The 12,928-nt window shown below is 74.0% G+C and carries 8 protein-coding genes and 1 pseudogene; 6 read left to right on the top strand and 3 right to left on the bottom strand.

Annotated features, from left to right (window positions below; translation table 11 throughout):
• Positions 1 to 56 precede the first annotated feature (56 nt).
• Both ASF17_RS08760 and ASF17_RS08755 read left to right on the top strand, forming a co-directional pair.
• Entirely contained in the window at positions 57 to 1,058 is a 1,002-nt protein-coding gene (locus tag ASF17_RS08760) for a zinc-binding dehydrogenase (protein ID WP_055797925.1), read from the top strand.
• A complete protein-coding gene (locus tag ASF17_RS08755) occupies positions 1,055 to 2,668 on the top strand; it encodes a flavin-containing monooxygenase (protein ID WP_235476455.1) in 1,614 nt (537 codons plus the stop codon). The genes ASF17_RS08760 and ASF17_RS08755 overlap by 4 nt, the downstream gene beginning before the upstream one ends.
• 71 nt (positions 2,669 to 2,739) lie before the next feature.
• On the opposite strand, the gene ASF17_RS08750 is transcribed toward ASF17_RS08755, so the two are convergent.
• The 3 genes from ASF17_RS08750 to ASF17_RS08740 all read right to left on the bottom strand — a co-directional run bounded on the left by ASF17_RS08750 (position 2,740) and on the right by ASF17_RS08740 (position 7,010).
• Positions 2,740 to 4,863, bottom strand: coding sequence for a RecQ family ATP-dependent DNA helicase (locus ASF17_RS08750; RefSeq protein ID WP_055797921.1), 2,124 nt, complete (start codon positions 4,861 to 4,863; stop codon positions 2,740 to 2,742).
• A gap of 86 nt (positions 4,864 to 4,949) precedes the next feature.
• Positions 4,950 to 5,444: a DoxX family protein gene (locus ASF17_RS08745; RefSeq protein WP_082475173.1), complete on the bottom strand. Its 495-nt coding sequence runs from the start codon at positions 5,442 to 5,444 to the stop codon at positions 4,950 to 4,952.
• A 9-nt stretch (positions 5,445 to 5,453) separates the two neighbouring features.
• Positions 5,454 to 7,010, bottom strand: a complete 1,557-nt coding sequence (locus tag ASF17_RS08740) for a PucR family transcriptional regulator (protein WP_055797918.1) — start codon at positions 7,008 to 7,010, stop codon at positions 5,454 to 5,456.
• 122 nt (positions 7,011 to 7,132) lie between these two features.
• On the opposite strand from ASF17_RS08740, the gene gabT reads away from it, so the two are divergent.
• The 4 genes and pseudogenes from gabT to ASF17_RS08720 all read left to right on the top strand — a co-directional run.
• Complete coding sequence (gene gabT, locus ASF17_RS08735; protein WP_082475172.1) at positions 7,133 to 8,491, top strand: 4-aminobutyrate--2-oxoglutarate transaminase; 1,359 nt, start codon at positions 7,133 to 7,135, stop codon at positions 8,489 to 8,491.
• Positions 8,488 to 9,891 carry an NAD-dependent succinate-semialdehyde dehydrogenase gene (locus tag ASF17_RS08730; protein ID WP_055797911.1) on the top strand — a complete coding sequence of 468 codons (1,404 nt, stop codon included), beginning with the start codon at positions 8,488 to 8,490 and terminating at the stop codon, positions 9,889 to 9,891. Before gabT ends, ASF17_RS08730 begins: the two co-directional genes overlap by 4 nt.
• A 73-nt stretch (positions 9,892 to 9,964) precedes the next feature.
• On the top strand, positions 9,965 to 11,404 hold the full coding sequence (locus ASF17_RS08725; protein WP_055797909.1) for an aminobutyraldehyde dehydrogenase: 1,440 nt from the start codon (positions 9,965 to 9,967) through the stop codon (positions 11,402 to 11,404).
• A 73-nt stretch (positions 11,405 to 11,477) separates the two neighbouring features.
• Positions 11,478 to 12,845: pseudogene (locus ASF17_RS08720) on the top strand (flavin monoamine oxidase family protein); the annotation flags it as partial.
• Positions 12,846 to 12,928 lie beyond the last annotated feature (83 nt).

Here is a 12,928-nt window from a genome sequence, read left to right as displayed (position 1 = left end):
GCGGGCCCTCGGATCACCGACGATCGCGAGAGCGCCGCCCGCAGAACGGATCCACCATGCTCGCCGGACGTCTGACCGTCACCACCCGCCGCTTCGAGGTCGTCGAGGTCCCCACCCCCGACGCCGGACCGGGAGAGGTCCGCATCGCTGTGGCCGCCGCCGGAGTCTGCCTGTCGGACGTCCATCTCATCCAGGGGTCGCTGACCCCGCTGCACCTGCCGGGCGACACCGTCACCCTCGGCCATGAGGTCGCGGGCACCATCGACCAGGTCGGCGACGGGGTCGCCCACCTCGCGGTCGGCGACCGCGTGCTGCTGCAGGCCGGTCAGGAGGACGACGGCCGCGTGCTCACCCGCGGCGTCGACTACGACGGGGGGTGGGCCGAGCACGCCGTCGCGCGAGCCGACACCGTCGTCCCCCTGCCGGCCGACCTGCCGTTCGAGCAGGCCTGCTTCATCCCCGACGCCGTCTCGACGCCATGGGCGGCGATCACCACCACGGCCGGCACCCGCCCCGGCACCGCCGTCGGCGTCTGGGGCGTCGGCGGACTCGGCGCCCACGCCGTGCAGCTGCTCTCGCTCGTCGGGGCGGCCCCGATCATCGCCGTCGACCCGCTGCCCCGGGCCCGCGAACGAGCACTCGCCTTCGGCGCCGACCTCGTCCTCGACCCGGCCGACCCGACCTTCGCCGAGCAGCTGGGCCGGGCCACCCAAGGTGCGGGGCTCGCCCGCGCCTTCGACTTCGCCGGGGTGCCCGCCGTCCGCGAGCAGGCCATCGCCTGCCTCGGATACCGCGGACGACTCACGCTCGTCGGCCTCACCGACGCGCCCCTCACCGTCGCCGACGGTACGCGCTTCAGCTATCTGCAGCAGCAGGTGCTCGGACACTACGGCTCGGAGCCCGCCGACGTGACCACGCTCGTGGCGCTCGCCGGTCAGGGCCGACTCGACTTCTCGCGATCCGTCAGCGCCACCGTCCCCCTGGCCGACGCGGCCCGGGCGGTCGAGATGCTCGAGCGCAAGGAGGGCGACCCGATCCGGATCGTGCTGGTGCCGTGACCGGGACGACCCGCGCCTCCTCGACACCCGCCTCCTCGGCCCGCGCTACCGCGGCGGGCGACCCGCTGCCCGAGCACGTCGACGTGCTCGTGGTCGGCGCGGGCCTGTCGGGGGTCGGCATGGCGGCGCGACTGCTGCGCGACTTCCCCGGGCGGACCCTCGCCGTCGTCGAGGCGCGTCACGCGATGGGCGGCACCTGGGACCTCTTCCGCTACCCGGGCGTCCGCTCCGACAGCGACATGTTCACCCTGGGCTACGCCGACCGGCCCTGGCGCGATCGCCGCTCGATCGCCCCGGGCGAGGCGATCCGCGACTACGTGCGCGACACGGCCGACGAGTCCGGCGTCGCCGACGTCGTCCGCTACGGGCACCGGGTGGTGTCGGCCGACTGGTCGAGCGCCGAGGCGCTCTGGACGGTCACCGTCGACGTCGAGGCCGCCGACCGGGCGGAAGCGGAGGCGCGCGTCGACGACCGCGCGGCGACCGTCGACGCCACCGACCGTCCCGGCCCGGCCGCGCCCCGCCGGGTCACCGTGACCTGCGGCGTCCTCGTCGCGTGCTCGGGCTACTACCGCTACGACGAGGGCTACACCCCCGTCTTCACCGGGCAGGACGACTTCACCGGCCGGGTGGTCCACCCTCAGCACTGGCCCGACGACCTCGACGTGACCGGACGACGCGTCGTCGTCATCGGCTCGGGCGCGACCGCGATCACGCTCGTCCCGGCCCTCGCCGAGCGGGCCGAGCACGTCACGATGCTGCAGCGCTCGCTGACGTACGTGCTGTCGCTGCCGTCCCGCCGTCGTCGGCCCCGTCTCTGGCGGCGGCTGCTCCCGGTGGGGATCGACGACGCGCTGACCCGGTGGCGGAGCATCGGCATGGCCCTGCTCAGCTATCAGGCGAGTCGGCGATCGCCCGCCCGCATGAAGGCGTTCCTCCGATCGGGCGTCGAACGGCGGCTGCCCGAGGGGTTCGACGTCGACCGGCACTTCCAACCGTCGTACGACCCCTGGGATCAGCGCCTGTGCGTCACCCCCGACGGAGCCCTGTTCGCGGCGCTGCGGGCCGGAACGGCGTCGATCGTCACCGACGGCGTCGAGCGTTTCGTGCCGGAGGGCGTGAGGGTCGAGGGGCGGGACGGGCAGGAGGCGCGGGTCGTGCCCGCCGACGTCGTCGTCACGGCGACGGGGCTCAACCTGCTGCTGTTCGGCGGCATGCGGCTGTCGGTCGACGGGGCGCCGGTCGACCCGGCGACGAAGCTGACGTACAAGGGGTTCATGCTGGCCGACGTGCCGAACTTCGCGTTCGCGATCGGGTACACGAACGCCTCGTGGACCCTGAAGATCGATCTCGTCGGGCGGTACCTCTCGCGGCTGCTCCGGCACATGGACCGGCGGGGGTGGCGGTGGGCCGCGCCGTCGTCGCCGACCCGGGAGGGGCGGACGATGCCGCTCATCGACCTCTCGAGCGGCTACGTCGCCCGGGGTCGGCACCTCCTGCCCCGTCAGGGGGTCCGGGCACCGTGGCGGATGCACCAGAACTACCCGCGCGACGTGCTGTCGATGCGCTTCAGCAGCCTCACCCGCGACGGCATGCGCTTCGGCCGCTGAATCGGGGCGCCGGGAGCCGGGAACCGGGTGTTGGAAGCCGGGCGTCGGGCGTCGCGAGTCGCGAGTCGCGGCTAGCCGACGACGGCCAGGGCGAACGGCAGCACCGCCGAGGCGCCGGCCCGCCGCAGCTCACGACCGGCGACGGTGATCGTCCAGCGGCTGTCGACGAGGTCGTCGACGAGCAGCACGGGCCCCTCGACCGTGGCGAGCGCCGCGGCGAGCTCGGGTCCGACCTCGAACGACTGCCACACGTCGGCCAGGCGGTAGACGCTGTTGCCGCCCTGGCCCCGACCGGTCGAGGGCCGGGTCGCCGTCAGCGTTCCGAGCAGGGGGAGCCGCCCGACCGTGCTGATCGCCTCGGCGAGCGATCCGACCAGCAGGGGCCTCGACGTCGACGGCAGGGCGACCACGCCGACGGGGCGTTCGGCCCAGGGCCAGTCGCGGAGCACGCGGACCACCCCGTCGAGCAGGTTCTTCGAGAGGGGAGCGTCGGGTGCCGACACGGCGAACACCTCGCGGAGCGTCGTGCCCCAGCCGAGGTCGGTCAGGCGGGCGAGAGCGCGACCCTGCTCGAGGCGCTCGCCGTCGGCGATCTTCCCCTTGACGGGCACGCCGGCGCGATCGGCGCCGGTCGGCCACTGCGCGCGAGGGTCGATCTCGACCCCGACGCGGTCGAGCGAGGTCGAGGCGGACGACGCGGCGGCGCCGTCGACGCCGGTGGGGTACCAGGCGCCGGCGCAGACGTCGCACCGACCGCACGGCTTCGCGTCGGGATCGTCGAGGTCGACCTGGAGCATCTGCATGCGGCAGGTGGTGGCGTGCTGGTAGTCGAGCATCGACTGCTGCTCGGCCACCCGAGCGGTGGCGATGCGGTCGTAGCGCTCGGCGTCGTAGACCCAGGGTCGCCCCGTGCTCACCCAGCCGCCCTGCACGCGCCGCACGGCCCCGTCGACGTCGAGCACCTTGAGCATCAGCTCGAGCGGGGTGCGCTTGACGTCGACCCGGGCCTCGAGGGCCGGTGTCGACAGCGGCGTCTCGCTCAGCTCGGCGAGCACGGCCGAGGCCCGTGCCTCGGACGGCATCGAGGCCGTGGCGAAGTACTGCCAGATCTCGGCGTCCTCCGTGCCGGGCAGCAGGAGCACGTCGGCGTTGTCGGTCGCGCGACCGGCGCGACCGATCTGCTGGTAGTACGCCACGGGCGACGAGGGGGCGCCGAGGTGGATGACGAAGCCGAGATCCGGCTTGTCGAACCCCATGCCGAGGGCACTCGTCGCGACGAGCGCCTTGAGATCGTTGTCTTTCAGCCGCTGCTCGAGCTGCTCGCGCTCTTCGGGGTCGGTGCGGCCCGAGTACGAGCGGACGTCGTGGCCGGCCTCGCGCAGCAGGCGGGCGGTGTCGTCGGCCGCCGAGATGGTGAGCGTGTAGATGATGCCGCTGCCCGGAAGGTCGGCCAGGTGGCTGAGGAGCCAGCCGAGCCGGTCGCGCGACGTCGGCAGCTGCAGCACGCCGAGCCGGAGGGAGGCGCGGGCCAGCGAGCCGCGGATGGTCAGGACGTCGTCGCCCGGCCCCACCGCGAGCTGCTCGGCGACGTCGGCGACGACGCGGGCGTTGGCCGTCGCGGTCGTCGCGAGGACGGGCACCCCCGCGGGCAGGGTGCGGATGAGATCGGCGAGTCGCCGGTAGTCGGGGCGGAAGTCGTGGCCCCAGTCGGAGATGCAGTGGGCCTCGTCGACGACGAGCATGCCGAGGCGGGCGATGAGCACCGGCAGCTGCTCGTCGCGGAAGCGCGGGTTGTTGAGTCGCTCGGGCGAGACGAGCAGCACGTCGATCTCGTCGTCGACGAGCTGCTGCTGCACGTCGGACCACTCGTGCGCGTTCGCGGAGTTGACCGCCACGGCCCGGACCCCGGCTCGCGCGGCGGCGGCGACCTGATCGCGCATGAGCGCGAGCAGGGGAGAGACGAGCAGCGTCGGGCCCGTGCCCCGACGGCGCAGCAGCAGGGTCGCGATGAAGTAGACCGCCGACTTGCCCCATCCGGTGCGCTGGACGACCAGGGCCCGGCGACGGTCGGCCACGAGGGCCCTGATGGCCTCGAGCTGACCGTCGTGGAACACCGCGTCGTCGCGACCCGTCAGCGCCCGGAGAAGTTCGAGGGCTTCGGCGTCGATGTCGGTCGTGGTGCTCGTCGAGGTCATGCCGTCATGCTGTCAGACGCCACCGACAGAGCCGCGGCGCCGTCGGGGGCCGCGCCGCGCCTCCTCGGCGGTCCCGCGGGGCGGGGTCAGGCGTCGGGCGCGGCGCGTCGGCCGAGCTCGACCACGACGAACGATCCGATCGTCCCGGCGACGAGGGCGAACAGCGCACCCGGCGTGCCCCAGGTCTTCCTGCCGAAGGCCTGGTCGACGGAGGGGCCGCCGGGGCCCGCGGCGACGGCGGCGGCCGCGGCGATCAGCACGGCGTTGTACTCGAAACCGCCGGAGGTGTTCCAGGGGCCCTTGGAGCCGTGCACCTTGCGGACGGCCGTGACCATCGTAGCGACGACGCTGGCCGCGGCGAGCGGGGTCGCGGCGCCGAGCGCGAGAGCCGCTCCGCCGGCCGTCTCGGAGATCGCGACGAGACGCGCGTTGCGGGCGGCGGGGTGCATGCCCGTCCCGGCCATCATCTGCTCGGTGCCCTCCAGCCCGGGGCCGTCGAAGGCGCCCGTCAGCTTCTGCAGGCCGTGGCCCACGAAGAGGCCGCCGATGGTCACGCGGAGGAGTGTCGATGCAAGGCTCATCAGACTTTCCTACCCGGTCGCCTGCAGCAGCGCCCAGAGTTCCGCCCGATCGGCGAATCCGTCGAGCGACAGGCCGAGCGTGCGCTCGACCTTCGCGACCCTCGCGCGGAGGCTGTGGCGGTGCAGGCCGAGCTGCCGCGCGGCGGGCTCCCAGGCGCCGTTGTGCTCGAGCCAGACGCGGCTGCACGCGAGCAGCTCGTCGCCGTCGTCGAGGGCGCGCACGGGGGCCAGGCGCGTGTCCGCCAGTCGCGCGGCCTCGTCCGTCCAGAGGGCGGCCACGAGACCGCCTGCGGCGACGCGCGACCAGGGGACCACCGCCTCCTCGTCCCCGGAGGCGCCGGCCCCGGCCTGCGCGAGGGCGAGGGCCCGTCGCGCCTGACCGAGCGCCCCGGCCAGCCGGTCGTGTCCGACCACGTCCGAGACGCCCACCCGGAGGCCGTGCGCCGCGGCCAGGGCGACGAGGTCGATGGCCCCGGGGGTCGCCAGCACGACGAGCTGATCGCCGAGCGGTGCGACGAAGACGTCGGAGCGCCCGGCGGCGACGCGCTCGACGGCGTCGATCGCGAGGGCGGCAGAGCGCTCGGGAGGCGCGATCAGGGCCACGACGGAGGGGCCGTCCGCGAGTCCGACGCCCACGGAGCGGGTGATGGCCCGAGCGACGTCGACGCGTCCCGACACGAGCAGCGCCCACACCTGCGCCCACAGCTCGCGCTGACCGCGCAGTCGGGCGGCGTCGCGGTCGAGGGTGGTCTCGGCGAGGGCCACGACGCTCGTCACGACGGCCCGGGCCGCGAGGTCGAGATCACGGCTCGTGACGACGGCGAGCACGCCGCGCAGCTCGTCGCGGCGGCCGAGCGTCTGCAGCGTCGTCACCGAGGTGGGCCCCACGACCGTGCTGCTCGCGCGCGCCCCCCGGCGCAGGAGGCGCACGGCCTCGTCGTCGACCCGTCGCGGGTCGTCGGGCGCGATCGCTCCGGCGGGCGGCCCCTCCGGCGCGGGGCCGCTCCGGTCGGGCGCCGCCGCGTGCCGGCGAGCGCCGTCCGACCCGAAGAGCAGCACCGCGCCCGAGAGCTGCTCGGCGAGCACCCGCAGCACCGCCTCGAGCCCGCCCTCGCCGATCGCCGCGACCGAGACGGCGCGCTGGGCCCGCAGCGTCCAGAGATCCCTGGCCCGCGCCTCCTGGGCGATGAGGTCGGCGGCCCAGCGGACGACGGCGATGAACGGGGTGCGGTACGGCACCTCGACGACGGGCACCCCACGGGCCGAGGCGGCCACGACGAGCTCGACGGGCGTGCCGCGGTGCCGCACCTCGGTGCCGAAGCCGAGGGCCACCACGCCCGCGACGACGAGGCGCTCGACGTACGCGTCGTAGTCGGGCGGCCCGGCGGCGTCGTCGAACTGGGTGCCGGTGGTCAGCAGCATCGTCGACTCGGCGACGAACGGCGACGGGTCGAGCAGGTCCGAGCTGTGCACCCACGAGAGGGGCAGGTCGAGACGGGTGGTCGGGTCCAGCAGTCGCAGCCCGAGGGCCTGCTCGCGGACGAGGGCCCGCACGGTCGGTCGCATGCCCCGACGTTAGCGCTCCGGTGTGCCGATCCGGCAGCTCGGACGGCGAATTGCGACGGATCGGCAGTTCAGGAGGCGCGCCCCGCCTCCCTAGAGTCGCCGCAAGTCGAATGGAGCACCGCATGAGCACCACCACCGTCACCACGCCGCGCGGCGGGCCCGGCCTCGAGCAGCGCCGGCGCCTCGTCACCGAGATCCCCGGCCCGCGCAGCCGCGAGCTCATGGAGCGCAAACGGCAGGCCGTGGCCGCCGGCGTCGGCGTCAGCCTCCCGGTCTTCACCGAGGCGGCCGGCGGGGGAGTCCTCACCGACGTCGACGGCAACACCCTCATCGACCTCGGCTCGGGCATCGCCGTCACCGGCGTCGGCAACTCCGCCCCCGCCGTGGTCGACGCCGTCGTCGAGCAGGTGCAGCGCTTCACCCACTCGTGCTTCATGATCACCGCGTACGACGGCTACGTCGCGGTCTGCGAGGCCCTGAACCGCATCACCCCCGGCGATCACGACAAGCGCACCGCCCTGTTCAACACCGGCGCCGAGGCCGTCGAGAACGCGATCAAGATCGCCCGCTCGTACACCGGGAAGACCGCCGTCGTCGCCTTCGACCACGCCTACCACGGCCGCACCAACCTCACGATGGCGCTCACCGCCAAGGCGATGCCCTACAAGACCGGCTTCGGCCCCTTCGCCCCCGAGATCTACCGGGCGCCCCTGTCGTACCCGTATCGCGACGGCGGGCTGAGCGGCCCCGAGGCGGCGGCCCGGGCCATCTCGCAGATCGAGAAGCAGATCGGCGCCGGCTCGCTCGCCGCGGTCGTCATCGAGCCCATCCAGGGCGAGGGCGGCTTCATCGTCCCCGCCGAGGGGTTCCTCCCCGCCCTCGTCGACTGGTGCCGCGCGAACGACGTCGTCTTCATCGCCGACGAGGTCCAGACCGGCTTCGCCCGCACGGGCCGGATGTTCGCCAGCGAGCACGAGGGGATCGTCCCCGACCTGGTCGTCACCGCCAAGGGCATCGCGGGCGGTCTCCCGCTGTCGGCCGTCACCGGCCGCGCCGAGATGATGGACGCCCCGCACGTCGGCGGCCTCGGCGGCACCTACGGCGGCAACCCCCTCGCCTGCGCCGCCGCCCTCGCCGCCATCGACTCGTTCGAGAACGACGGCCTCGTCGAGCGGGCCGAGCGCATCGGCGAGCTGCTGCTCGACCGACTGCACCGCCTGCAGGCCTCCGACCCGCGCCTCGGCGACGTCCGCGGCCGAGGCGCCATGATCGCCGTCGAGCTCGTCGACCCCCTCAGCGGCGAACCCGACCCGGGGCTCACCGGCCGCGTCGTCGCCCACTGCCACGCCAACGGCGTCATCGTGCTCACCTGCGGCACCCACGGCAACGTCATCCGGTTCCTCCCGCCGCTCACCATCGGCGACGACCTGCTCCAGGACGGCCTCGACGTCGTCGCCGAGGCACTGGCGGCGAACCGATGAGCACCCTCGCAGGAGGCGCGGCGACCTTCGCCGTCCACGACCCCGCCACGGGAGACGAACTCGCCCGGGTCCCCGACCAGACGCCGGCCGACGCCGTCCGCGCCCTCGACCGGGCCGTCGCCGCCGCGGACGCCTGGGCCGCGACCCCTCCACGAGCGCGCGGCGAGATCCTCCGCCGAGCCTTCGACCTGCTCATGGAGCGCCGCGACGAGTTCGCCCTCCTGATGTCGCAGGAGATGGGCAAGCCGCTCGCGGAGGCCCGGGGAGAGGTGACCTACGGCGGCGAGTTCCTCCGCTGGTTCTCCGAGGAGGCGGTCCGCATCGACGGACGCTTCGGCCCCAACCCCGAGGGCACGGGCACCATGGTCGTCACCCACCGCCCCGTGGGCCCCAGCTACCTCATCACGCCGTGGAACTTCCCGCTCGCCATGGCGACCCGCAAGATCGCCCCGGCGCTCGCCGCGGGCTGCACGGTCGTGATCAAGCCCGCCGACCTGACCCCGCTGACGACGATCCGGTTCGCCGAGCTGCTCGCCGAGGCGGGTCTGCCCGACGGCGTGCTGACCGTCCTGACGACGACCGACTCGAAGGGCGTCACCGCTCCGCTGCTGGCCGACCCGCGCCTCCGGAAGCTCTCGTTCACCGGGTCGACCGCGGTCGGCCGCGTCCTGCTCGCCCAGGCCGCCGAGAACGTGCTGCGCACCTCGATGGAGCTCGGCGGCAACGCCCCCTTCATCGTCCTGGCCGACGCCGACCTCGACGCCGCGGTCGACGGCGCGATGCTCGCGAAGTTCCGCAACACGGGGCAGGCCTGCACGGCCGCCAACCGGCTGCTCGTGCACGAGTCGATCGCCGACGAGTTCACCCGGCGTCTCGCCGAGCGGGTCTCGGCGCTCGTCGTCGGGCGGGGCACCGACGACGGCGTCGACATCGGCCCGCTCATCCACGACCGCGCCGTGGCATCGTGCGCGGCCTTCGTCGACGACGCGGTCCGACGCGGAGCCCGCGTCGTCGTCGGGGGGACTGCCCTCGACGGCCCCGGATCGTTCTTCGCCCCGACCGTGCTCGCAGACGTCCCCCGCGACGCCGCCGTCCTGCACGACGAGGTCTTCGGCCCCGTCGCCCCGATCACGACCTTCTCGGACGAGGACGACGCGGTCGCCCTCGCCAACGACACCCCGTACGGTCTCGTCGCCTACCTGTTCACGACCGACCTCGCCTCGGCGCACCGCCTGCTCGGGCGCCTGCGGACCGGCATGCTGGGCGTCAACACCGGCCTCGTCTCGAACGCCGCGGCGCCCTTCGGCGGCGTCAAGCAGTCCGGGGTCGGCCGCGAGGGCGGACGCGAGGGCATCCACGAGTACCTCGACACCACGTACGCGCTCGTGCCGACCGGCTGAGAGCGGGCTGCGCACGCCCGCGAACCCGACCCGCCCCGCCGACCCGCCCGCCGCTCCACCCCGAGAGGACACCATGCCGACGCTGCAGAACTTCATCGACGGAGAGCTCGTCGACGCCCACGGCGTCGAGACCCTCGATCTCGTCTCACCCGTCACCGACGAGATCGTCGCCGTCTCGCCGATCTCCGACGGCGTCGACGTCGACCGGGCCGTCGACGCGGCCCGACGGGCCTTCGCGGGCTGGGGGCGCAGCACGCCGTCCGTCCGCCAGGCGGCTCTGCTCGCCCTGGCCGACGCGCTCGAGCAGCACAGCGACGAGCTCGTCGACGCCCAGCACCGCAACACGGGCCAGCCCAAGGCGATCATCGCCGCCGAGGAGGTCGCCGTCGGGGCCGACCAGCTCCGGTTCTTCGCCGGCGCGGCCCGCCGGCTCGACGGGATCGCGTCGGGGGAGTACCTCGACGGTCTGACCTCGACCGTGCGACGGGAGCCCATCGGCGTCGTCGCCCAGGTCACGCCCTGGAACTACCCGCTGATGATGGCCCTCTGGAAGATCGGCCCGGCGCTCGCTGCCGGGAACACCATCGTGCTGAAGCCGAGCGACACGACACCCGAGTCGACCCTCGTGCTCGCTCGCCTGACCCGGGGGATCCTGCCCGACGGCGTCCTCAACGTCGTCCTGGGCGACGCGTCGACCGGCCGCACCCTCGTGGAGCACCCCGTCCCGGGTCTCGTCGCGATCACCGGTTCGGTCCGGGCCGGCGTCGCCGTGGCGTCCTCGGCCGCGAACCGGGTCGCCCGCGTGCACCTCGAGCTCGGCGGCAAGGCCCCGGCGGTCGTCTTCGACGACGTGGACGTCGACGTCGTCGGCCCGGCGCTCGCCGAGGCGGCGTTCTTCAACGCGGGTCAGGACTGCACGGCCGTCACCCGGGTCATCGTCCACGAATCCCTGCACGACGCCCTCGTCGAGGCGCTCGTCCGCGCCGCCGAGGCGACGACGACGGGCCCCGACGCGGGCGACGACGCCTCGTACGGGCCGCTGAACAACGCGCGGCACTTCGCCGCGGTCAGCGGCGTCATCGACGCGCTGCCCGCTCACGCCACCGTCGCGACGGGCGGCGTCCGCGTGGGCGACGCCGGTCTCTTCTTCGCGCCGACCGTCGTGACCGGGGTCCGCCAGGACGACGACGTCGTGCAGAGCGAGGTCTTCGGCCCCGTCGTCACGGTGCAGTCGTTCCGCACCGCCGACGAGGCGCTCGAGCTCGCCAACGGCGTGCCCTACGCTCTCGCCTCGAGCGTGTGGACCGACAGCCACACCACGGCCGAGCGCTTCGCCCGCGACCTCGACTTCGGCTGCGTCTGGATCAACACGCACATCCCGCTGGCGGCCGAGATGCCCCACGGCGGGTTCAAGCGCTCGGGCTACGGGAAGGACCTCAGCGCCCACGGCGTCGACGACTACACGCGGGTGAAGCACGTGATGAGCGCGCACGCCTCGCCCCGCCGGGTCTGACGCGCACCGACGCGCCCCACCCGCCGCCCGTTCCCCGACCACGCCCACCGACCACACCACCACCGACGGAGCACGCATCATGACCGAGACCCTCATCAGCGACGTCGTCGTCATCGGCGCCGGAGCCTCCGGGCTCACCGCCGCCACCGACCTCCGCGCCGCCGGCCTGACCGTCACGGTGCTCGAGGCCCGCGATCGCGTCGGCGGACGCCTCCGGACGGAGACGATCGACGGGGCGATGCTCGAGCTCGGCGGGCAGTGGGTCTCTCCCGACCAGACGGCGCTCATCGCCACCCTCGACGACCTCGGGCTCCCCACCTACTCGCGCTGGCGCGACGGCGATAGCGTCTACGTCTCACCCGACGGGACGGCCTCGCGCTTCACGGGCGACATCTTCCCAGCCTCCGACGTCACGCAGTCCGAGATCGAGCGCCTCATCGAGGTGATGGACGCCCTCGTCGCCGAGATCGACGTCGCGGCGCCGTGGTCGCATCCCCGGGCCCACGAGTACGACCACGTGTCGTTCGCCGGCTGGCTCGAGCAGCAGACCGACGACGTCGAGGCGCGCGACAACATCGCGCTGTTCATCGCCGACGCGATGCTCACGAAGCCCGCCCACGCGTTCTCCCTGCTGCAGGCCCTCCAGATGGCCTCGAGCGCCGGAAGCTTCAGCAACCTCGTCGACGCCGACTTCATCCTCGACAAGCGGGTCGTCGGCGGGCTCCAGGGCGTGCCCCTCGCGCTGGCCGCGTCCCTCGGAGGCGACGTCCGTCTCGGGCAGCCCGTCGACCGGCTCGAGTGGTCCGACGCCGGCGTCGTCGCCACCACCCCCTCGCTGCGCGTCGAGGCCCGCTACGCCGTCGTCGCGGTGCCGCCGAACCTGTACTCGCGGATCGACTACGTCCCCGCCCTGCCGGCGAAGCGACTGCAGTGGCACCAGCACGTCTCGCTCGGTCTCGTCATCAAGGTGCACGCGGTCTACGAGACGCCGTTCTGGCGCGAGTCGGGTCTGTCGGGCACCGCGTTCAGCCCCTATCAGGTGGTGCACGAGGCGTACGACAACTCGAACCACGACGACCCGCGCGGCACCCTCGTGGGGTTCGTCAGCGACGAGAAGGCCGACCGTCTGCTGGCCCTGCCGGCCGACGAGCGACGCCACGAGATCCTCGGGTCGCTGGCGTCGTACTACGGCGAGGAGGCCCTCTCTCCGGCCGTCTACTACGAGAGCGACTGGGTCTCCGAGGAGTGGACCGGCGGCGCCTACGCCACGAGCTTCGACCTCGGCGGGCTCTCGCGCTGGGGGCACGACCAGCGCGTGCCCGTCGGCCCGATCCGCTTCTCGTCGAGCGACATCGCGGCGGAGGGGTTCCAGCACGTCGACGGGGCCATCCGCGTCGGCCACGACGTCGCGGCCGAGATCGTCGCCGACCACCGGGCCTGACCGCGCCGCGGTCCGCACCACCCGCTCCGCCCCGCACCCCGCCCGCACCCCGCCCGCACCCGCTCGCGCACCGCCCCGTCCCA

The organism is Frigoribacterium sp. Leaf263 (genome assembly GCF_001422285.1).
GTDB lineage: Bacteria > Actinomycetota > Actinomycetes > Actinomycetales > Microbacteriaceae > Frigoribacterium.
This window is presented reverse-complemented; position numbering and strand designations above follow the sequence as displayed.